At 57.6% G+C, this 21,862-nt stretch carries 16 protein-coding genes and 2 pseudogenes; 7 read left to right on the forward strand and 11 right to left on the reverse strand.

The window, feature by feature from the left end:
- From FEF15_RS17315 to FEF15_RS17335, 5 genes and pseudogenes are all read left to right on the forward strand, one after another.
- A pseudogene (locus FEF15_RS17315) lies at positions 1–484 on the forward strand (helicase); the annotation flags it as partial.
- Positions 485–1,128: 644 nt separating this feature from the next.
- Positions 1,129–1,503: a transposase gene (locus FEF15_RS17320; protein WP_240454226.1), complete on the forward strand. Its 375-nt coding sequence runs from the start codon at positions 1,129–1,131 to the stop codon at positions 1,501–1,503.
- 624 nt (positions 1,504–2,127) lie between these two features.
- Complete coding sequence (locus FEF15_RS17325; RefSeq protein WP_163560417.1) at positions 2,128–2,595, forward strand: hypothetical protein; 468 nt, start codon at positions 2,128–2,130, stop codon at positions 2,593–2,595.
- A 406-nt stretch (positions 2,596–3,001) separates the two neighbouring features.
- On the forward strand, positions 3,002–4,066 hold the full coding sequence (locus tag FEF15_RS17330; RefSeq protein WP_163560418.1) for a hypothetical protein: 1,065 nt from the start codon (positions 3,002–3,004) through the stop codon (positions 4,064–4,066).
- Positions 4,067–4,194: 128 nt separating this feature from the next.
- Positions 4,195–6,060 carry a hypothetical protein gene (locus FEF15_RS17335; RefSeq protein ID WP_163560419.1) on the forward strand — a complete coding sequence of 622 codons (1,866 nt, stop codon included), beginning with the start codon at positions 4,195–4,197 and terminating at the stop codon, positions 6,058–6,060.
- A gap of 258 nt (positions 6,061–6,318) precedes the next feature.
- Here FEF15_RS17335 and FEF15_RS17340 read toward each other — a convergent pair whose 3' ends face one another.
- From FEF15_RS17340 to FEF15_RS17390, 11 genes are all read right to left on the reverse strand, one after another.
- On the reverse strand, positions 6,319–7,176 hold the full coding sequence (locus FEF15_RS17340) for a hypothetical protein (RefSeq protein ID WP_163560420.1): 858 nt from the start codon (positions 7,174–7,176) through the stop codon (positions 6,319–6,321).
- Between the two features lie 79 nt (positions 7,177–7,255).
- Complete coding sequence (locus FEF15_RS17345) at positions 7,256–8,077, reverse strand: hypothetical protein (protein WP_163560421.1); 822 nt, start codon at positions 8,075–8,077, stop codon at positions 7,256–7,258.
- Positions 8,078–8,211: 134 nt separating this feature from the next.
- Entirely contained in the window at positions 8,212–12,177 is a 3,966-nt protein-coding gene (locus FEF15_RS17350) for an ATP-binding protein (protein ID WP_163560422.1), read from the reverse strand.
- A 15-nt stretch (positions 12,178–12,192) separates the two neighbouring features.
- Positions 12,193–12,603: a DUF6375 family protein gene (locus FEF15_RS17355; protein ID WP_163560424.1), complete on the reverse strand. Its 411-nt coding sequence runs from the start codon at positions 12,601–12,603 to the stop codon at positions 12,193–12,195.
- The gene (locus tag FEF15_RS17360) at positions 12,600–13,544 is read right to left on the reverse strand and encodes a radical SAM protein (RefSeq protein WP_163560426.1); all 945 of its coding nucleotides are present in this window, start codon (positions 13,542–13,544) and stop codon (positions 12,600–12,602) included. The genes FEF15_RS17355 and FEF15_RS17360 overlap by 4 nt, the downstream gene beginning before the upstream one ends.
- Before the next feature lie 340 nt (positions 13,545–13,884).
- On the reverse strand, positions 13,885–14,358 hold the full coding sequence (locus FEF15_RS17365) for a hypothetical protein (protein ID WP_163560428.1): 474 nt from the start codon (positions 14,356–14,358) through the stop codon (positions 13,885–13,887).
- Positions 14,359–14,757: 399 nt separating this feature from the next.
- Positions 14,758–15,219: a toll/interleukin-1 receptor domain-containing protein gene (locus FEF15_RS17370; RefSeq protein WP_240454225.1), complete on the reverse strand. Its 462-nt coding sequence runs from the start codon at positions 15,217–15,219 to the stop codon at positions 14,758–14,760.
- Positions 15,220–15,536: 317 nt separating this feature from the next.
- Positions 15,537–16,160, reverse strand: coding sequence for a hypothetical protein (locus tag FEF15_RS17375; protein ID WP_163560432.1), 624 nt, complete (start codon positions 16,158–16,160; stop codon positions 15,537–15,539).
- A gap of 203 nt (positions 16,161–16,363) precedes the next feature.
- Positions 16,364–17,137 carry an NERD domain-containing protein gene (locus FEF15_RS17380; RefSeq protein ID WP_163560434.1) on the reverse strand — a complete coding sequence of 258 codons (774 nt, stop codon included), beginning with the start codon at positions 17,135–17,137 and terminating at the stop codon, positions 16,364–16,366.
- Between the two features lie 229 nt (positions 17,138–17,366).
- Positions 17,367–18,527 carry a Fic family protein gene (locus tag FEF15_RS17385; RefSeq protein WP_163560436.1) on the reverse strand — a complete coding sequence of 387 codons (1,161 nt, stop codon included), beginning with the start codon at positions 18,525–18,527 and terminating at the stop codon, positions 17,367–17,369.
- Between the two features lie 356 nt (positions 18,528–18,883).
- On the reverse strand, positions 18,884–20,617 hold the full coding sequence (locus FEF15_RS17390) for a hypothetical protein (protein ID WP_163560438.1): 1,734 nt from the start codon (positions 20,615–20,617) through the stop codon (positions 18,884–18,886).
- 82 nt (positions 20,618–20,699) lie between these two features.
- Here FEF15_RS17390 and FEF15_RS17395 point away from each other — a divergent pair, with 82 nt between their 5' ends.
- Both FEF15_RS17395 and FEF15_RS17400 read left to right on the forward strand, forming a co-directional pair.
- Complete coding sequence (locus FEF15_RS17395; RefSeq protein WP_163560440.1) at positions 20,700–21,008, forward strand: type II toxin-antitoxin system CcdA family antitoxin; 309 nt, start codon at positions 20,700–20,702, stop codon at positions 21,006–21,008.
- A 600-nt stretch (positions 21,009–21,608) separates the two neighbouring features.
- A pseudogene (locus FEF15_RS17400) lies at positions 21,609–21,862 on the forward strand (aldo/keto reductase); the annotation flags it as partial.

The following is a 21,862-nucleotide window of genomic DNA, read 5'->3' on the forward strand; positions in this document are numbered from 1 at the left end:
GATCGTCTCGGTGGGCATGGTCAGCGAGGGCGTCGACATCCCGCGGCTCCGGGTGTGCTGCTACCTGAGCCACATTCGCACCGAACAGCACTTCCGCCAGGTGCTGGGACGCATCATTCGCCGGACCGGCGCCGACGACAGCGACTGTGTCTTCTACGCCCTCAACGAGCCGACCCTGCGACGCTTCGCGAGGCGGCTGTCCGACGACCTACCGCAGGACCTGGCCACGGTGGCCTCCCTGGCCCCTCTGCCGGCACCCACCGGGGTGTATGGTTCAGCACCCGACGGAAAGGCGCCGACACCCGCGTCACCACCGGAGCCTGGCGATGCCGAGACGCCCAGCGGTGACGCGTCTCGCTCCACGGAGTCGAGCCCTCCGTCGCTGTCCCTGGGCGCGCCCAGCAGCACCGTGAGCTCGGATCCCGATGTGGCGTTTTCCGAGGCGTTCTTCGAGCGCCTGGTCGCGCTGCGCCTGTCGCCCTGACCCTCCAGCGTGGCCAGGGTCCGCCTCGTGCCGATGGTCCGCTGGGCAGAATCCCATCACTGTCGAACCGATGTATCGACTGTGCCAAGGCCCTGCCCGGAGAACGGTGCCACGATATCGGTGGGGACCTGCCCGTTCAGCACCGGTCAAGTCAGGTCAGCCACACCTGCATGCCCTCATTGCCGCTCAGGTGTTCAACAAGGCAAGGCAGTAGAAAGGATTGTTCTCGTGGGAAAAAGTAGGTCAACTGCTGACCATGCTCCCGTTACCGCGAGCAAAGCTTGTTCACCGAGCATCGCTTTCAGCGAACCTGATGATTGTGAGGCCGGATGCGTCAATCGTGCACATCCCAATCTATGGTGGGCCGGGCTGGACAATAGCTCAGCCTACCCAACCGATCACGGTGGATGGTGGGAAGCGTGCTGCTGTCAATATGCCTCCTGTCCGTGATGTGAATCGTGTCTCAACGCCGGTCGTGTCGCGCTGGAATATTTTCGGCATGCCAAGCTACTAGCCGGAAAAGATTTCCGAACTTTGGCCGAGAGCAAGCTCGGCCCGTTAGAACATGGTCAGGCGGTCAAGAGCGCGGGCAGGTGGCTGCTTACCTCCCGGTGGTCGGCAACCTCTTCTCGTTTTATGAGCTGGTGGACGTCGAGGATTGCCAACATGCGTCGGAAGCCAGTTGGAAGGGACTGCTTACGGGCCTACGAGAGCCTGGCCTGGCTAAGGATCGGGACGAGCAGCTAGCGTTCTACGACTTTCCGGCAGAGTACTGGGTGCACATACGCACTACCAACCCGATCGAATCGACCTTCGCCTCAGTCCGTCTGATGGCCAAGCGCAGCCGGAGCTGCGGCTCCCGGGAAACGACCTTGGCGATGGTCTTCAAACTGCTCCTGTGTGCCGAGAAGCGCTGGAATCGCATAACGAGGTTGAAGAAGCAGGCACTGGCCGTCAACAACGACATGCTCCAGAACGGAGAGCAGCTGACCAATCAGTCAGATAGAGGCGCTGCCTGACTGCCGTACACAAAATTTGACAGAGCTCAACTCTTCACCTATTTCGCACTCACTTCTGATGGACATGTGACTCATGGAGGGTTGATCCACGTTGATAAGTATGAATATATTGTTGGCTCATTAAGATTAGGAGTCCTCGCCATGGTCCGTAAGACCCGTAGTGATTGTCGTGTGGGTACCTTCGAAAGAACACGTGGCCTACCTGCTGGCACAGTGCGCAACCCTGATGGACGTGATGCTCGATCTGACAAAAAGATCGGCTCTTTGCGTGATGATTACGCCAAGAAGGGGAGATGAGAAGTCTTCTTAACTAACCGCCGACAATTGAAAACCTGACACGGGGCTCGGCCCTCGACTGTCTGATAATGGCAGGAGAGAGTAGTTCGGTTTCACCGGATGATGACTTGGCTGATGCGGCCATGCAAAGTGAGCACTCGTTTCGGCATCGAGCTGCCGCGATTGTGTCGGGACTGCCTTGGGAAACGCACTTGTAGCCCACCAACATCCGAGGCATTGGTGATCACAGTCTACAGGATATCGCCATCAGCAGGCAGCCTGGCAGAGTATGTTGCATCAACTACCCGGGGGTCCGCCTCCATCATTCATTTACATCAAGGATGAACCATGTCTCAAGACATCGCACCTACCGACACCACACAAAGCACACCTGGTGAGAGCAACAGCACAGCAGCCGAACCAAGCAAGTCTAGTCTCGCTTCCTCACTGAAAGAGGGGAGCATGGACAAGAAAATTGCTCTCGCGTCTTATGTGCTGATGTTGGTCACCCCTCTGCTGTGGTTTACCTCGCTGGTGGCCTTGATTATCTCGTACGTGCAGCGTGGGGATGCCTCGCCGCTGGTCAAACAACACTACTCCAACATCATCAAGACTTTCTGGATCTCCTTTATCTGTTCAGTAGTTCTGTTGCTCTTCTACTTCATCCTGACGATCATCATGTTTTCTGCAGTCGGGTTTGGATTCGGAGGAACGCTGTTCATCTGGATTCCCGGGCTAATCCTCACGATCTGGTTCTACGTGCGGATGGTCAGCGGTGTGCTGAAACTCCTGCAAGACAAGCCCTGGAGGAAGTAGCACCTTCGGGTAATGAAAGGTATGAAGTCCGGGGTATGCGCCCCGGTCTTTATTGCGCATACTATTAAATAATACTTAGGTTTGTTAACTGCTTCATTGTGATCCCGGTTTCATTTCTTTCCCTCGGCGCACTAGCTGCCACGCTGCTGGCCGCATGCGGTACCGATTTCGAAGATCATTACGCCGAGGCAAACCTCAACTCCGGTCCCACTATTTTGTTAAGGATGGCTTGCTTACGCCCCGGGGAGTAACACATGTTGATCACCTATAAGCTGGCTTAGGTTACAACTCGGTTGACAGACAGTGGAACTCGCCGGCCACGAAGATGGGGCCTAGGTGGTGGTCACAGCGAGGTGCTTTTGCGCCCCCTACTTCAAGGCTATCGCCAAACCTCAGGAGAAACACTATGTCATCTATCCTTGCATATTCTCGTTTCAAGAAGCGCTCGCTCCAGGGCCTGGCCCTGGGTGTCCTTGGGCTCTCCCTGTCAGGCTGTGGCCTGTTCGAGGAAGATCTCAGTGATCGGCCCTATGTCATGTCATGTACCGGCGGCAATCTTATCGGCCTGGGAGAGGACCCTATCAATGATGAGCGCACCCCCGAGCGATTGGCTGGCGTGGATATCCCGGATCAGGCGATCTCACTCGATTTTCGAGAAGCCTTAACACAGGAGATAGGATTCACTCCTGATCGCACGGCGTTGGCTGGCAATCGCGCGGTCATGCCCGTCTCGAAGCTACGAGGCGATATTCTGTATCGCGACACCGGTGAGGTTCTGGTTTCGGCGGCGTCTTGGGGGCAACCCGAGTACCGGTGGACTACCGTCGGCGAGGTCGAAGTTGAGCATTTCTACCTTACGCGTGGAGGCGAGCTGAAATCCGTAGAGGGCTTCCATATTGCTCGCTACGCCTATGGGTATACCGAGGAAACAGCATATAAGCCTTTATACCGAACCGTCGCGGCGGTACTGCCGCCGGACGCCGCATATGCGGTGTTTCGTATCTCAGGCAACACTGATGCGTATGAGCCGGTAATGGGGGATCCGTTGCCTGCAATGGCCGGCGCTATGTCTTACTGGGTGCAACCGCTTGAACGAGCTCACCGCTACCAGCCCCGGGATACATCACGCGGCACGCCTCCCGAGAGGTCGCTAGGTGCATATGTCGGGAACAAAAGTGCCCTCAATTATGGTGATTCCGGAAGCGATCTCGATCGTGGGTCTAGCCTGGCGAAGCCTCACCGCCGCGCCAGTGATGATGAGGAAGTGGTGGACACTGCGACCTGCTTCATGCGGCCTGGCGGAACCCTGCAGTTCCAATACTTCTACGATGTTGACGCTGAACCGGACAGCGAGGGCTTTCAGCCGCCCCGAATGGGCAAGAACCCCTATGACGTCTACTACGTGGGCTCTGAGGACGCGCTTTACGACCTGCCGAGCGATCCTGACGACTTCGACATAGCAGGTGCCTAGTTAGAGCCTAATGTCGGACACCAGCGAGGGGGCTACGCACTGTTCATGGCTCCCTCCTCTCAAGATTTGGAGCCTCCGGGAGTCCCGGGACAGTTCAAGGGGCAATTTCTGTAAAGGAAAATGTAACCATGTTAAAAAGGACACTCACCCGTCGCCGCTTGCTCCAGTCGCTTGGCATGACCGCGGCTGCCGGACTTCTCACCGGCTGCAAGACGATACCGGATATCGGCGGCACTTTGGGCAATGGCTTGAACCGTGTAACCAGCGGCCGGCGCAATCAGGTCAACCACGAACTCAATGGTCTTAAGCCGCTCTCGCCGGAGGATCGTCAGGCCGCCATGCGCGCCGAGCATCTGCTGAAGCCCGTTTTGCGCAATCAGCAGGTACCCCTTGTTGCCTCAGAGCTTGCCCATCCCGACCGCCTGCTCGAAGTCGAGGCCGAGTGGGAGCGCAACCTTTCCCGCTACGAGGAGCAGGGCTACACCAGCATCAACGACCATCTCACAATGGCCATGCTGTCGATGCCCCTTGTCGGTCAGGGACTGGCGCAGAAGGCCAACGAACTGCCGACCCCGAAAGCGCCCAGCCAACAAAATGGCCGTCTGATTGTGCCGCCCGGAACCCGAGTCACCCTGCGCCTCAATGGCGCCTGCATGGATGATGAGCTGCCAGCGCCCGAAGTTGGAGAAAAACTCACCCTTCGCCCGTCGAGCGATTATATTGCCGAACCTCTGCTACCGGTCTATCGCGGCCTGAGCGAGATGCACGGGCGCGGCGACATCAACAAGAAGGACTTCCAGCACCTCATCTGGGCCATCCGCAATGTCGACACACCCGAGTCGGCGCATATCCAGAAGCTGGAGCAACGGCACATCGAGCAGTTGAACCGTGCCGCACCCGGCGGACATCACACCCTGATCAGCACTCATCAACGAAGCACAATGAGCCCGCTCAACGAGCTGGGCAGTGAGCTTGGCAATCTCCTCAATGACAGCTTTCAGGTGAATCTCAACGGCCAACGCATGGGGTTGATGGAACTGTTCGAACAAGGCGGCAGTGAGCGGGCAGTCGATGCACTGCTTGGCGACATCATGCAGCGCCCGGTGACGGGTGGCGGACGCATCCCCGACGATAACAGCCACCTCACGATGCTTGGCGATTCCGTCGCGGCCATGACCACGGCGCACGGCCGTCTGGACCCAGAGATCACCCTGATAAATGCGGGCATGACGCCTTTCGTATTCAATCCTGCCGATTACATTGCCGAATCTCGCCGGGATACCCAGCGAGTGGCACTACCGACCATTAATGGTGATGTGAACTTCACTTACCAGCCCGTTGGCCTTGCGCCCAACCCCCACGTCAACCGGGTGGCCGACAACTTCCTGACCGACATTGCCACCAAGTTTTCCCTGCACCCGGCAAGCACGACATCTCCCGATTCCGATCTGATCACCACGCCGGTTGCTGGCCTCTGGAGTCCCGCCGAGGCAGCCGGGAAGCTGTCCGGGAAGCTCCTTCATTTCCTGCGCACCAACCCGACTGGCAACTTCGCCGGGAAGGCGGCACTGGACTATGTGCCGGTGGTTAGCAGCCTGGCTTCGCTCTACGAGGTGATTGCAGGGCATCACTTGCTCGAACCCGATAACCCCTCCACCCTTGCCGAGCGTGGCTTGGCAGCGCTTGGCATTATCCCCGGCGTCAACTATGTGATACGCGCCAGCCGGCTGACCGGGCAGGCCGCACCCGTCATCACTCGGGAACTGACGCGCCGCGCCTCGATCATGCTTGAGAAGTTCGAGAACTCCCACGTAAGCAAGATAATCGACAAGGTTGACGGGGCCTTCAGTGCACAAGAAGCACTAGCGGATCTGGGGTGGTGGAACAAGCCGGAGAACGTAGCCCTTCTGGAAGAGTCCGAGCCGGCCACGCACATCGATCCGCGCTACAAGTCGGACTGGGAGGAAACTGTCAACTACGCTGCTTCACTTTGAACTCTTCATTCACAAGGTGTTAATGAAAAGTACGCTTTGTTTTGCATAGAAATATTTACACAACTTCTTTACGAAAAACCGCCCCTTTAGGGCCTCTTGGAGGGGCGGTCAGCGCGCAAAAAACGACCATATGATACACAGCTGCTATCGGCCAGGAGCGGCCATTGATAGCTTGCTTATATATAACGCCAGTGGTAATGGGCGCCAACGGAGCGCAGCGTAGATGGCGTCGCGTTAACCACATTGTTAAGTTTTCTTTCAATACCCAGTCGCATGTCGTTGTCGAATAGCTTCTTCCGACTCACCGATTATCTCACTTAGAATCTTAAAATCAGGATCTGGTGACTTTTTCAGCAACTCGAGAATGAGCGGGTTTTCGTTATTGGAGTGCATCAGAACAGATCCATAATGCTTCAAGCGCTTGGTTTGTATCTTACTCTTCGCATATTTGGGAAACTCTATTAAGAAATTATCGAGTTCTATAATGATGTCGTCGGTTAAACTAATCACACGTTCATTTAAATCGGTAAATGTGGCCAAGAACGCTTGGCCAACGGCCTGAATCACGTCGTCTTTTGATAACGTCATCCTCGCGTTATCCCCATGCACATCGAAGACACGTGATTTGAACTGTTCATTGAGCGTATTCCGCTGCTCCCATAGCTCTATCAGGTAATTGTAATTGGAAACCATGGCCCTAACTCTGGGGATCTGACTCCACTTGGGGATCTCGTCTTTGGTATCGTCTCTTACTGGAACGATAAATGAAAGCCCCTGAAAATCCTCTGTCAGAGGTTTCGCTTTAAATAAGATGCTTGGAATAGAGATGATACGCTGGAAAGGGTTTTCGTTTAGCTCCCCATGATAATTTCCCTTGACTGCAAATAGAGTGCTTCGCGCTTCCTCGGCATTTAACGTCCACTTATTCGTCGCATCCATTTTTTCTTTTTCAATCTGAACACCTTCCTGATGTCTCAAAGTGAAATAGGCTATTGATGCACCAAGAATCGAGGTGAAAAAAGCGCTTGCGATGGGAAAAACATAGTCTTTGAAATAATTGGGTTCAGATTTCAGGCTTGTGATTGCCTCTACTAAAAGCTCAGTCTCTTGGTCCATATGTCACCTTATGTTTTAATGCCTTGGGTAAGCCGCCAAGACGGAGCGCAGCGTAGTACCTGTCAGTTTCACCCACTGGTTAGCTGAGGCCGAGCTCTGCGAGGTACTCCTTGGTATGCAATACCTTGGTTTGAATTCCATATATTGAGAAAACTGCCTCAGCTCTATTTTTCATTCCTTTGTCCCGTGTCACGAGGGAGTGACAGTGGGCGCTGTTAAAAACGTGCTGACTATCGGGGTAGCGCGACCCTTTCCGACAGACCTTTTCCGTATCTGGCCAATAACCAAATGCCTCCAATAAGGAAAAGGTACTGTGTAAATCAGAACCAATCGTCATATGCTCTTCGGACGTCCCCATGGCTTCCCACTGTTGGGAAAAGGTTTGACGATTCAAAATCTTTGAATAATCAACAAGCTCCCTGAGGGAGGAAGGCCCCGAACCGGATCCGGTTACAGAATCCGACAATACTCTATCAATAATCTCAACCGCAGCTTTCCCTGACAAATTGTTCAACTCTTTCGGATCTATACCCAATTGGGCTCGCATCTCTTTAATTAGATCAAAAGGCACCAGCTCTGACAGGAATTGTTTCTCGTCGATACCCAGCGTTGCTTCGTTTATGGTTTCCCATACTTCAAAGGGAGACTGAACTCTGAACTCATAGTCATAAACGCTATGCACGAAATATAAGCCTTGGCTCATTTCATTGATGAGTTCGAGGCGTTCACGACACCGGTCGGTTAAGGGGTTGCTCGTTATTTCCGAAACTTGTGCTGCGCTGAAAGGAAACACCACGTCAGAAGACTTTGCCGTCTTCAGGACATAGGACTTAAGGCCATCTAGCCTTCCCTCACACATATCAATGATGACATTTGAATCCAGATAAATGAGTCTTTTCATACCCTATTCAGCTAACGCTAAAGGTAACTGGCGCCGAAGGCGTCCGGTTGACCGCCTTGTTAGCGGCTTTGCTTGGCAGGGCTCTGGCAGGTAGCGTGGCCAAGGGACATCCTTGCCGCATCTCGCACTCTCCGTCAGTCTGACTCATTCAGCACCCTGTGCCACGCGTTCGTCTGCTGCCGTTGGGCATCAAGAAGCCACTGTGGCCGCGAGGGCGGATAGGGTCTCAGTTCTCGTTCGCCAAAAGCAAACACCACAATGTCGCGGTCGCCGACGTACTGCTCAAGCAGGTCCTCGCGGAGGTACAACACGTCTCCCTGGAGACCATCGACCCCACTGAGTGTGATGCTCGCTCTCCTGCCGTCAGCCAGGCACTGGTCAAAGCCCTGCGGCACGCTCCTAAGGTCGAACTGCGACGAGAAGCGTAGAGACGGAACTCGCGCACTCCCGGCTTGGTTCATTTCGCTGTGGTAGCTCTCCCATGCATAGTCATGGGCGAGCACCTCGACCCCGACCGCTTTCGCCCCGCACCGAACATCTTCTCGATACGCGCCATCCGTGCCCGACTCCTCGAGCGCAACGGCCGCGAATCTCGGGTGCCACGGAATCTCCCCCGCGAACGTGTAGTGGTCACTTGGAACATCGCGGGCGACCCACGGCCGCGCACCGCCCTCAAGGGCCGCAACGAGGTCGACCTTGCCACTCTTCTCGACCACCAGCGTGGAGATGAACGCCCAGGCCTCTCGCCCGAGCAGTCTGTCCTCTGCCTTCAGGAAGCCGTGGACGAGAATCCAGGGCCCTTCGTGCTCGCCGATCTTTTCCCGAACGAGCAGCTCGCGAGGGAGTGAAGTCGAGTTACCGCAGACCCAGCTCTCGTGGCTTTCAACCTCTGGTGACAACCACGCCGATGGCACGTCACCGTGCCCGTCGATAGGCGCTTCCTCGGGGAATGAGGGGTCGATGTCCACGTCTGTGAATGGCCGGCCCTCGCGCGGGAAGCGTCCTGAATCGTCGAGTAGGCCTGCATAGGTGAAGAAGCCGATCCAACTGTACTTCTTGCCGTAGCGTTCGGCGGGGGGGCGATGTCCTCGGCCCCGATACTCATCCTCAGCAATGCGTCGGTCGAGGGCCTCGAAGGTATCTGCCCTCCATCCGAGGTCCCAGGTGACACCGAGAACATAGGCCACAGCAGCCTTGTGGCCCTGGTGGTTCATGTCGTAGTTCGCCCGGTCAGCGCAGAGTCTGCCGAGCGTGTAGTTCTCGAAGTCCATCTGAAGGGTGTGCTTCAGCTCATCGGCTCGCGGGTCGCCCTCCGAGATGGGCGTCACCTGCGCGGGGGCAGCGAACGCCCAATCACCCTGCAATCCAGCGGGCAGCGTCGCGGAGCAGAACTTGGCTGCGAACTCGACGATGCCCTTCGCGTACATCCTGGAGAGGTAGTGCAGCGTCGGAGCTGTCGCCGACGGTCCGACGAGCGCGTTCTCTAGACCGACAAGGAACACCTGTAGCACCTGTGCCAACGCAACAGCCGCCTGCTGTTGGCTCATCACCACCCCGTATGAGGCAGCCAGCATTCGCTCACCGACGTAGGCGTCGTTCACGGAGAGCGCGTCGACCGTCAGCTCAAAGAGGCTGCCAGGATCGGCTCGACCAAACCAATAGAGCGCGGAAGTCGCCTGGTCTCTCATCCGTCGAACGCTAGTCGTCAGCGTCCACATGACCCAGCGAGCCCGGAGCTGGTCGCCCGCGCGCACTCCTCCGTGTTGCCAACGTTGCGCGAGGTGCTCGAGATCCTTGAGAACGTCGTTTTGGTTCCGGCGGAGCCACTCTGTCCATCGCAGGTCCCGCTCCGCCACACCCATCGGTCGAAGGGCTTGTTCGAGCGAGCCTGCGTTGAGGGGGTGACTGGCTGCGCCCCGCGTTTCCCGAAGCAGCCGGAGCAGCTCCGGGTCCCCTGAGCGCACGAGGTCGAGCAGCGCATCGACCGTTGCCGCGTCGAGATAGGCAGCCTCGAGCCTCGCGGCGGTTCGGAGGGCTCGGGCGCGAATCGGTTCGTCGACCAGCTGCCACAACTGTTTCGAGTAGAAGCGCCGTGGGATCTGCCCAACCAGCGAATACACGATGTCGTCACCGAGAGGATGTCGCTCGTCGTGGTCGCCGGCCAGCAAGGCCGTGGTGTTCGACTCGCGGATCCAGGTATCGAAGCCTGCCTGACCGTGCTTTGCGAGCAAAGTGGTGGCGATGATGTGCCCCCCGAGGCGGTCGTACACAGGTACGTACGCGCCGCCACTGTCGGACGGCATGCGCAACAACACACCCTCATGCTCCAAGGCGCGCACGAGGCTCTGGTCCCAGGGGCGCCCGTCATCGCCGAGAGCGCGGCGGAGCTCGGACAGGTCCACGGAACGCGCGCGCGATTCCCACAGGAGCTGTGCAAAGGTCGTCAGCGCGGCGCGGACATCTTGCGCGTAGTACCGCTGTGTTCGTGGAGCCAGGTCCGCGATGCGGTCACCGACCTGATCAAGGTAGCGGTCGAACAACGCCGTCAGGGAGCCGGGCATCGCGTCGATGCCAACCACCTTCTCACGAGTGGGGTTCGTCACCTCGCAGAACAGCCTGAGGGTTAACGGATGGCGAAGAAAGCCTGGCAGCGAAGCATCGGTTGCGTCGATCTTCCAGTGCCGGAAGTAGAGCCGGATCGCATCAATCGCGTCTACACCGTAGTCGGTGATCTCCACGCTCCGCGTGCCATCGGGAAGAGCTTCGTCCTGGAACTCTGGCCGAATGGTGCAGACAAGCAGCACGTACGGGTGTTTCGCAAGTACCGCCTCTAGCGATGCAAGCTGCGCTTTCCACACCCGTGGGTCTTCTGATTCGTTGAGTCCATCGATGACCACCGGCAACCGGTGGCGAGCGCGCTGACCAGCGGCATCCACAGCTGCGAGGAGGAGCTCCATGGTCTGAACGGGCTGACCAGCAACGGTCACTCTGCGCGCCAGGTCGTCGAGCGTGTGCATAGCGTGCATGTCACGACCGTGCAGGAGTACACCGTCGGGGCGGTTGTCTGTGGCCGCCGTCAGCTGTGCAGCGAGGTGCGTCTTCCCGCAACCTGCCGGGGCGACTAGAGCGACGACGCGGGACGAAAACGCTTCCTCGACCTCGGAGAACAAGTCCAGAGTCTCGCGACATCTAGCAACGGCGTTCGTGACGTAGAGCCCCGCCTGGTGGTTGCCGGAGCGCAATCTTCGTGGCGCAGTCGCCACTTCAGCAGTCAGTGCGCGCGGCTGCGAACAGAGCTCGTCGCGTAGGAGGTCGATGTCCCCGTCTCGGACCGCGTCTGCGACGCGCTCGAGCGCATCAGCGAAGAGCGTCGCCTTCTCGACCACGCACGACACGCTGGGTGCTACGGGGGCCGGTACCGCTGGTGCCGACTCCGTGGCATTGACCTGCGTGCGCATTTCTTCAGCCACAGCACGGAGGGCGTCCCACGAGTCTGACTCCCCGAGCATCCGCCGCAGACCTCGTTCAGCATCAACGACGTGATGAACCTCCGGCTGCCACCGTGCCCGTATCGGGGCTACGGACTGCTCATGCCGTTCACGCAGAAAATCAGGCGTCAGAATCAGGTCCCCGAAGTACGTGCTGCGGAAGACGCTTGCTTGGCCTACCAAGAGGTTATCGACCTCGTCCGCCGTCCAGAGATGCAGCGTCATCTTCGACGAGAGCCCTTCGAACCAGTTCTGGTCGGCTTTTGTCAGCGTCTGGCGGGTCCACAACACCCAGTCCGTGATCCCTGGGACGTGCTTCTCCGTCTTGCGGATGCCCTCTTCGATCTTCTTCCGTCTCGTCGAGCCAAGCGCACCGCTCGCTGGCAGGTCGTACCACTTGCACTGCCAACCCCAACACCGGCCAGGGTCTCCGAGTGCATCGCTGCACCGCTGGATCTTCAGGTGAAACTCGATGCCAGGTTGATTCGCGAGGGCACGAAGGACGCCGTAGCTGCCATAGTTGTGGCGAACGATACCCCTGCATAGCAGCTCGAAGTTGATCTCCGCACTCCCAGGCAAACCCCTAAACACGTCCCAGTTCAATCTTGGCATGACAGCTCCGCGGCACTATTGTCCGCGTCCATGACCGGTACCCGGGTGGTCGTGCGCGGAGTAGAGCTCGATCTTTGCCCCTCGGAGAAACAGGACCTTGAGAAACGAGGCGATGTCCAGTTCGTCGGTGGTGAAGATGAGCTTATCGCCCTCCACCTCGATGTTGACCTCATAGGCGAACTGCTCCAGCTCACCTGGCCCGATCGAGGCCACGTTGAGTTGACCCAGCAGGTCAAGCATGTCTTTACTGTAGCGATCGGAGGGGCTGCCGAAGACAAGCTCGCCGGAATCCTGGTCCCTCGCAACCTGATCCGTCAGTGCGTCTATGATCTCTTTCGCCTTTGTCGCCTCTGTAGCATCCTCGAAGTGCCCGATCATGACGAGGTTCGCCGAGTGCTCCGAGCCGTGTTCATGCCAAATCTTCATGGCCGGTCCTCCGTCACGTCCCCGGCGAGTAGATCGAGTGCTTCCAACACGCCGCCTTCACCTACGGCAATACCGGTCGCGTGATAGGAAGTTGGCTTGACGGCACCTGTTGCGTCGATGTGCGCATAGGCGCGAAGGCCATGCTCCGCGACTAACGGATCGCAGGTTGGAAAGCCCTCGGCGTGAGCCTCGTTGATACAGAGTTTCAAAGGGCCGCCGTACCCGTCAACCCAACATTGAAGCTCTCGCATAGTTGCAGCTGCGATCGCCGATACGGTGTGCGTCCGCTCCTGGGGCAGAAGGAGCAATTCTGCGGCCCCGGAGTCGGCGGCCACTTCAGCGACCTCGTCGAGATCTCCAATAGTGCGCTCATTGACGACGACGTTGACTCCAAACTGCGAGATTCCCTGGATGACCTTCAGACGGCCGCGCAGAGCCTCGAATGACCGTCTCCGGATGGATTCGTATGTACCGTTCACGCCATCCATGCTCACGCGGATGAAGTGCACGTTTCCATGGAGGCTGTCAGCCATCGCGTGGTCGATATGGTGCCCGTGCGTTGTGAATGACACCGAGAGCGTCGTCTCGCGGGCAGCGTGCTGGCACAGCTCAGCAAACCTCGGGTACAGGGTCGGCTCCCCTCCACCGAAGCCCACTCCAAGTGTACCGTTTGCGTCAAGCTCGCAGAGCCACCGCGTGATGGTGTCGAAGGGAAGCGCGTCGCGAGACTTCGGCGCAAAACAGTGGACACAGGCGAGATCACATCTGTTCGTGAGCGCGATCGAGACGTTGCGGGGTGCTCGTGACCATAGCGCAACTGGAACGGATATTTCGTCGTCGAGGATATTCAGACCAGTAGCGCGATTGAATACATGGAGCCCCGCTGGGCCACCGCGCAACTTCCAATGGTCAGCCTGATGGTTGTTCGTAAAGTTTTTCACTACCGAACGACGCCTCCTTTCAATTGGCACTGTTTCCAAGATAACGCCCCATCTACCCGCGTTTCACGCCCCTACTGAAACAAGGCGTCCTCTGCGCCGCTACACCGATAATCGCGCATGCCACATACCCCCGATGAACGCGCCCGCTGCTTTTGCCTCCATGGCCGCTTTGGGTCGAAAGCTATCCGTCAGCATAGACTAATATTCTCCATCCGGCCAAGACCTGACATTCAGGCGATTATAATGTAAACATCAAGTCAATCTACCGAAAAAACGCGTAGCGGTTTATAGGTCGGCTGGATTTTCTTGTTTGAGCTAACTACCATTACTGTACACACCGTCAGTCCCCCATCAGCCGTTCCAAATCCTTCATACCCTCTTCATAATCCTTATCAGTTATGGCCATCTCGCACTCCATACGAATTTCCATATACATCATTTCGGGGTCATAAGCGTATTTGGTGCTTCTGTACCAAGCATAAGCATCGTAAACCATCATTCTTCTAATTTCGTTATAAAATTCCGCGCCTTGCTGCACTGCATCACGTTTTTCCATCAGTTCATCAAGGTCTTCTCTAGATAAATCCCTTGGCGCCTCTGATGAAATAAACTCTTCAACACCATCTGTAACATAGGTTGCGTATTGTACGCAGTCTGTCGTGCTGGATGGTGAGCCAGGATGGCTGTAATCCATCGCAATAGCTGTAGAGGACACCATTAAGAGCCCTCCCAACAGTAATCCTTTACGCATACCGTCACCCCTCCTATTGCCCGAAGACAACATTCCTCTATGAATAAACTCTGAGAACTTCATTTGCCACCCCCTCCCTGTCAATATTTCATACATCTCCCATAACCCAGTGTTGAGCCACCTGTCACTCTCACACTATCAGGTTCATGACTGGAATAGAACGCCACAGCTCCATGTCTGGCTCACAAACGGGACCACAGAGGAATGCACGCCTCAAGCGGTGAAAGGATCTCAGCGGGATTGTATCGGCCTCTGGACCCGAAATCGGTCAGGAGCGGCCATGTAGATTTTCCTGATGTATAACGCCCAGCGCAGTCGCAACCAGCACGGAGCGCCTTTTATGTTAATTTTGAGCGATAGCGAGTAACACAAAAGGCGTGGAGTGTTGGCTGTCGTACTACCATTTCTTTTTAGAAAAAAACTGCCTGGGTAAGGTGATATTAACATAGCGATGCTAGCGCGCTAGACGGTGACCAGCTCGGCGAGCTTGTCCGCGACATCCGACATCGAACCTTCCGCCGTGCTCAGACCACTTCGCGAACCAAGTAGCGGGCTGACATCGCGGAGTGCTTCATACGTCGTGTCGTGCACTATAGGAACGAGAAGGTCGCGAGCCAAGAGTGTTGAAAGCTCTTTGTCAGCGATACCTTCTGCTTGAATACGGCTAAGAAACGCAGGAGTTACCAGAACGACCCCGACTCTCGACCTGGCTAGTCCTTTGTCGATTTCGCGGAGTAACGGTGCGCCGAGCATGACATCCTTTTCGCTGAACCATACTGAGACATCGAGCAACTCAAGTAAGTCGTGAAGTTCCTTTGCAGCCCCTTTCCGGTCGTCCCATGCATGGCAAAGAAATACGTCCCGACGTTCAGGCAGCTTCGCTCGCTCCTCGACGCTGCGCCGGATTGGCTTAAGTGCTTGCACCTCGGAAGGCGTGTACCCAACAGAGGAACCAGCTGGTGACCAGCTAGGCCTTGTGCTACGGGCGGAGCCTCCACTATTACTCCGACTGCTCCCCGACGAGGAGTCATAAGACGGGGATGGGTATGACCTGTAGCTGCTATAGCCATGGTAGCGGCCACCGCATGCGGGACAGGCAGCTGCAGCAGCCGCTGAGCGATGACCTTGTACTGGTGCAGTGCATCTTGCCATGTTATTTGCCTCTTCATTTTAAACGAATCGGTTCTAACGCCTAAGCTCAGTCGCCGCTTTAGCTGTCGGCTGGAGCGCCTGTTTACTATTTACTGGGCCAATGTTTGACTTGCTTGATTATCTATTCGATCGGCTATTCCACCGATTAATTCGATACAGTTTCGTGCTTGTGTGCGATGCACTCTGACTGTTTTTCCTTGGTGGACAATTTCATGGCGCTTTGTTGTCCACTCCTCTAACTCTTCCGCTGCATTTGCAAAGCCGCAACCATTCAGAGCACTCCACAAATTCTGCGCTTTTCCGCCAAGCAACTCAATTGTTCTAGATGCAGCTTTTTTTCCGTGATTACTAACCCTGTTGTGAAAGTGGTCCGCAACCGCCTCTTGGATTCGATGAACTCGGTCTTCATGATTTGGCACAAGCGCAAGCTCAAGCGGGAGTGTCGGAATTTCGTTTTGAACACGTTTTAGTATGTCTCTGATTTGTGCCTCGGGCAGATCTCGCTGTAAAAGTTTAACTATCACTTCTGCTGACACGTCGGACAGATACGAGTCGAATCCGCCAATCGCAAACACAACTGCAGCTCTCGGCAACTCTCGCACCGGATTGCGAGGAGCGCCTTGCCCACCACCATGTACTGACTCATGCAAATCTAAAAAGTAGCCCGCCCTCGTCAAATTAAGATCTAGAGTGGCTTTTGTTTCCGTTGGCATATTTATCCCTTTATTGCTAACAATATTATGATTCGAACTCGACCACCTTTTATCCTATTGATAATGCCTCGCAATTATGTATAAATCGGCAGCATAACACTAATCATCATGCATGCCGCATATCCCCAATGAATGTGCTCGCTGCCTTTTCCGGCATGGCCGCTTCGGGTCGAAACCGGCCAAACTGTCGATTATCACCATCATCACGCGACCTCCTGTACCGTCCGGCATTTGGGGTAGCCGGAGCATCCCCAGAACTGCCTTCCGGCGCTGTCACCCCGCCTGGCCGTGCGCAACACCATCTCACTGCCGCACTTGGGGCATTGGCGCTGAGCGTTGGGGTCGGAACGGGCCTTGAGGCGGGCGACGTGATCGCGGTGGGTCTGGCGCGTCGGCGCCAGCCGGCCGGAACAGATGCCAGCAAGCGCCTCCTGAACCTGGGCCTCTGTCAGCACCTCGTCTTGGAACGACCGGATGTAGTCGACATAGCCGCCGCCGACGGTGACGTTCGCCGGCATCCGGGTCTTGAACGTCGAGCCGCCGGTGAAAACCACGACCGAACGGATGACGTCCGCGGGGAGCTCGAGCAAGGCTTCCAGAGCCTTCACGTGCTTGTGGTTCTGCCGCAACGGATTCTGGAACGGGAAGGATTGACGACGAAATTTCTGGGTCCACCGCGACTGATGCTCGCTACCGAAGATCCACCCTTTCATGTGCTTGGTCTCGATGACGAAGATGCCGAATCGGGAAACGATAACGTGATCGATCTGGGTGGTACCGTCTGGAGTGGGCAGCGTGACGTTGTGAATCCGATGATACTTCCCGGCCGGAAGCCGAAACCGGGCGATCACCCTGACTAAGGCCTCGCCGACACAGCCCTTGAAGCCGGGCGAGTTGACCAGGCCGACCAGCAGGGCCATCGGGATCAGCCACCAGAACCGGTGAATGGCTTCATTGAAGAGCAGCGAGGCATCCATTCTCTCTGGTCACCTGTACAGTGGCGGGAAGGCCGGCGATCCTGGGCAGCGCGTCCGTGGCGTTCTCCAGCAGTCCTTTGAGTCCACCGCAGTCAGGCCGCCGCGTCAAGTCGACTTAGGCGCATGAGGCTACGCCGTTGCGGGCATGCTCGAATGGGCAAAGAGGCTCTCGCTTATTGCTACTGGGTCTGCACCAACTCGTCTTTCACCCGCGAGTCGTCGCTCGCGGTCATGAGGGGTTCTGGTTGAGAATATCGATATAGGCCCGGTAGGCGTAAATCCGGTTGCGCCTCTGTCCGGTGACCTCGTCGACGATGCCGAGCTTAGCTTCCATCGCCGTCAGCAGCTTGCCCACCGTGGCCGGAGTCAGCCCCGTTTGCTGACAGAGGTGGTTGATATTGGCAATGGGCAGCCGGAACAGGGCATCGAGCACCAGACCCGCCGATCCTGCCTGGCGCCCGAGTTCGGCCAGCCGAGTCTTGTCCTGCTCTCGCAACCGATTGAGCTGCCGGGCGGTCGTCACCGCCTGGGAAGCGGTATCGGCTACGGCGTCAACGAAGAACAGCAGCCAGGCCTCCCAATCGCCGGTTACCCGTACCTGCTGCAAGCGCTCATAGTAGACCTGCCGATGTTTCTTGAAGAACACCGAGAGATAGAGCAAGGGTTCATTGAGGATGCCGGCCTCGACCAGGATCAGGGGGATCAACAGGCGGCCCAGGCGCCCGTTGCCGTCCATGAACGGGTGGATGGTCTCGAACTGCACATGAGCCAGAGCCGCCTTGATCAATGGATCCGTGGCCTCAGGAATGTCGTTGATGAATCGCTCGAGAGCCGACCAGCACTCTGCAAGATGTTGAGGTGGTGGCGGCACAAAGACCGCCTCATCGGGGCGATGGCCGCCCAGCCACACCTGGTTGCTGCGAAACTGACCTGGCCCCCGATGGATGCCACGCCCCGAGGTCATGAGTGCGGTATGCACCTCCATGACCAACCGATGGCTGATGGGGAAACCCTCGCGGATGCGCTGGACGCCCAGCATCAGGGCATTCACGTAACAGGAAACCTCCTGTACGTCATCCATGGGCACCCCGGGTAAGCCCTTCATCTCGTAGAGCATCAGGTCGCTGAGCGAAGATTGGGTCCCCTCAATCTGCGACGACATGACCGCCTCTTTGCGGACATAGCTATAGAGGAAGAGCGATGCTTCTGGTAGCAGAGTACTGATGGCATCGAGACGACCCAGCGCCAACATGGCGTGGTTGATGCGTCCCTGCAGCTTGCCGTTCAACACCAGCGGAGGTTGGGGCGGCAGCGGCTCAGGAATGAACGCCTGACAGCGTACGCCGCCGGCGATGGTATCGATGTAATGGCCTGTGAGTCCGCGTTCCATGGAGCGTCGCCTGACCGCGCGAAAGCGGCGATAGATAAAATAGGGTTATTGCGTATTTTAATCTAGGTTCAATATTAAAATAAGGCATCGTGTTATTTTAATTTTGGCCGCCACTATGGAAGCCACAAATCTTCGCCGAGACACAGCTAGATGCCTACTGGGTCTGTACCCTCTGGTCGTACCCGGTATTCTCATCGAGCCAGCGCACGATCTCCCGAGCGCCGAGGTGGGCAACAGCAACGTAGCGCCCATGCCGCCACCTACCGCCTCACCATGCTCAAGCGAGTGCGTAGCAGGCAAGGCATGGACCAAGTGCTACTGTGCTCGACGCGTGGCGAGCGGGATGAAGCCTTTGCTCAGGTCGGGAAGGCTTCGCTCAACCACTTGATGAAATTGCGTTTCTGCTTGAACTCGCTGCTCAAACGGGCCAGGGCCTGGTTAAAGGCTTCACGCTGGGCAGCGGTCTCGAGGCTGTCCCGCAGCTCCTGCAGCAGGGCGATAGCGTTGCGATAGCTTTGATTGTTGGTCTGGCTGACCTCATGACGCACCAGGCGCAGATACAGCGGCTGGCTCTCGTCGGGATCAGGCAACGCCCGTGCCAACTGGTGCAGCAGCGTCAGCGACACCGGCCGCTCGGCGCATAGCGCCAGGGCCTCGGCCAGCGCCCCCTCGTGCAGATAGATGGCCAGCAGACAGTCCTCGGCCCGCGGGGCCCAGCCGAAGCGTGGCTTGGAGGCCGATTCAAGCCGCTGGGTCAGCCACTCCAGGGCACGCTGGCGATAGTCGATGGCCAGGCCATGCGCGGATGCCATCTCGACCAGCTGGCGATAATCCTCCAACCGCTGGGTGCGCTGGTAGATGCCCCACTGCAGCTCCGCCGCGGATTCAGCCTCGCCGCGATGCAGGCGCAGACGCACCTCGAGCCGCTGCCGTTCAACGTGCTGCTGGGGAAACTTGCCGGATGCCGCCTTCTCCGCTCGCCTCAGCCACGGTTCCACCTGATCCCAGGCCTCATGGGCGATGCACAGCTCGGCGGCATCCAGGCAGTCCCGCTCGTGGCTGGCGGTTTTCTCGTAGAGCGCCAACCTGGTCGGCAGGTCACCGGCGGCCTCGGCGCGCTCGAACAAGGGACGGCGCAGACGAATGTAGCGGTATTGCTCCGTCCACCCCGCCTGTTCCGGTAGATCCGGCAGGCTGTCCCAGGCCTGCTGAAGGTAGGCATGATAGGCCGCCATGCCCGCTTCGCCCAGCGTCTCGGCATAAGCGTCGGGAATCTCCGGGTACATGTCCTCGCCGCCGCCAAAGGCCTTGTCATAGAGATACGCGGCCAGCCTGTCGCGCGACCAGTCGAGCCGTTTCACGGTCTGGACATGCAACGTCTGAAGGTTGGCTTCGCAATGGAAGCGGAAGCCACCGGAATCATCGATGGTTTCCAGTGCCCGGTCCATGCGAGACAGCGCATAATCCACCAGCGCCAGGCACTGCTCCGGGGGCAGTTGCGACGCCTGTTCGGCAAGCTGCTCGACGACGGCTTCCGCCTTGGCGAAGTAAGCGTTCACTTGACCGTAACGGTAGAGGTCGCGGTTGATGGGAAAGGCCGCGGTAATGCGCTTCTTCAGCGCCTTGTGATCCAGTACGCCGAGCACCGCGTCGGCTCGCAGCGACCACTGCTGATGGAGCACCGGGTCACTCTCGATAATTGACTGTAGCGCCTCGATCAGCGACGCCTTGTCCATCTGCTGCAGGTAGGCATGGATACGATCCGTCGCATCGCCTTCCGTCAAGCGCACCTGTTCGGCCTGATCCGACCGGTAGGCCATGGCAACGGCCACGCAATGCTTGCAGAAGTCGATACCCTCGGAGGCCGGGCAATCGCACCCGCCATCCAGGTCTCGCTTGCTCAGGTTCAGCACGACGCGATAGCGCTCGTTGCCCTCCACTTCTGCGGTGATCGTACTGCCCTTCTTGTTCCAGCCAAGCACCATGCCCTGCCTGAAATAATCCATGCCGCGGCCAAAGGCCGCCTCGCCGGCGAGCATGACAAGCTGCCGATCGGAAAGAAGCGCCGCCTCGTCCTGAGTGGATGCCATTGTCAGCCTCTGTCTGTTACTTACCCGCCTGCCTTGCCTTGCCCCGCATCTGAAGTGCGCATACCTTGGCGAGGTTGCAGCCATGCATCAGATCTACGTTACCCGTGCCCCCAGGAAACCGACAAATGTCAGCATCAACAGTGACCTGCTTGAACTTAAAAAAGCCAGGAGCCTGAGCCTCGACCTCTTCGCCACTCTGGAAATCGCCCTCGCAGCGCAGGTCCGTGCCGAGCAGCGCGCCCAGTGGCAACGGGAGAATGCCGACGCCATCCAGGCGTACAACCAATACGTCGAAGAGAACGACACGTTCGGCGACGGCGAAAGCACGCTGTGTCCGAAGATCTCCTACATTGGCACGGAAAGATTGTTCTCTCCCCTACAGTCCCTGTGAGCAAGAAATCTTTGTTTCCTATAGGGTGAGTCAGCCGCGAATGAGCCGTGCGCCGGGTGGAACCTGATAGAGGAGCTCGGAATAGTCACCGGGAGGGGGTTACTGTCCCGTCGGCCGATCCGGGTACCAGATGCGGCACTCGCCGGGAGGTGGAAGATGCCCCCTCGGCACTCCCTGGCTACGTTCGTACCCGGAATGCCCGGTTCCATACCCGTAGCCATCGGCGTAGACCGCACAGCCTGACAGCGCGGTAACCGCCAGCAGTGAGGCCGTTGCTCGGTACAGGGGCTTTATATGCATCTCCTCATACTGTGCCTGATGGAGCTCTGACGAGCTCAGCATGATGCGCGATACCGTCCCGACTTGCCCAGCATCAATGGTCCTCTTGATAGGTAAGGTCTTTCCGTGAGTCTACCTACGATTTTGCGAAGCTCCACCACCCCATCCTTACCAGCTCCTCTCGCAACTTGATGAAGTTGATGCGTGAATGCCGTTGAGTGCTGCTGTGTTGCGATGTCACTGGCCCTCTCGGCATGGTGGCAGACTAGGTCTCGCCACTCCTTCGAGACATTATCTGTCTGCCACCCGATGAGGATCGCCATGTCGACGCTATTCGACCGCCTCAAGGACGTTTCTTCGCCCGCCATCGGCCTGGGCGCCATGAACCTCTCCCATGGCTATGGCAGGCCGGTTCCCGAGCCCGAGGCGTTGCGAGCCCTGGAGTCGGCCTTCGACATGGGCTATCGCCACTTTGATACCGCTACCCTCTATGGCGCCACCAGCCAATGAGGCATTGCTGGGTAAGGCAATGCAGGGCAAGCGGGACCGGGTCTTGCTGGCCAGCAAGTGCGGTC

It is taken from the genome of Halomonas sp. NO4, from assembly GCF_010994375.1.
In the GTDB taxonomy this organism is placed as follows: domain Bacteria; phylum Pseudomonadota; class Gammaproteobacteria; order Pseudomonadales; family Halomonadaceae; genus Halomonas.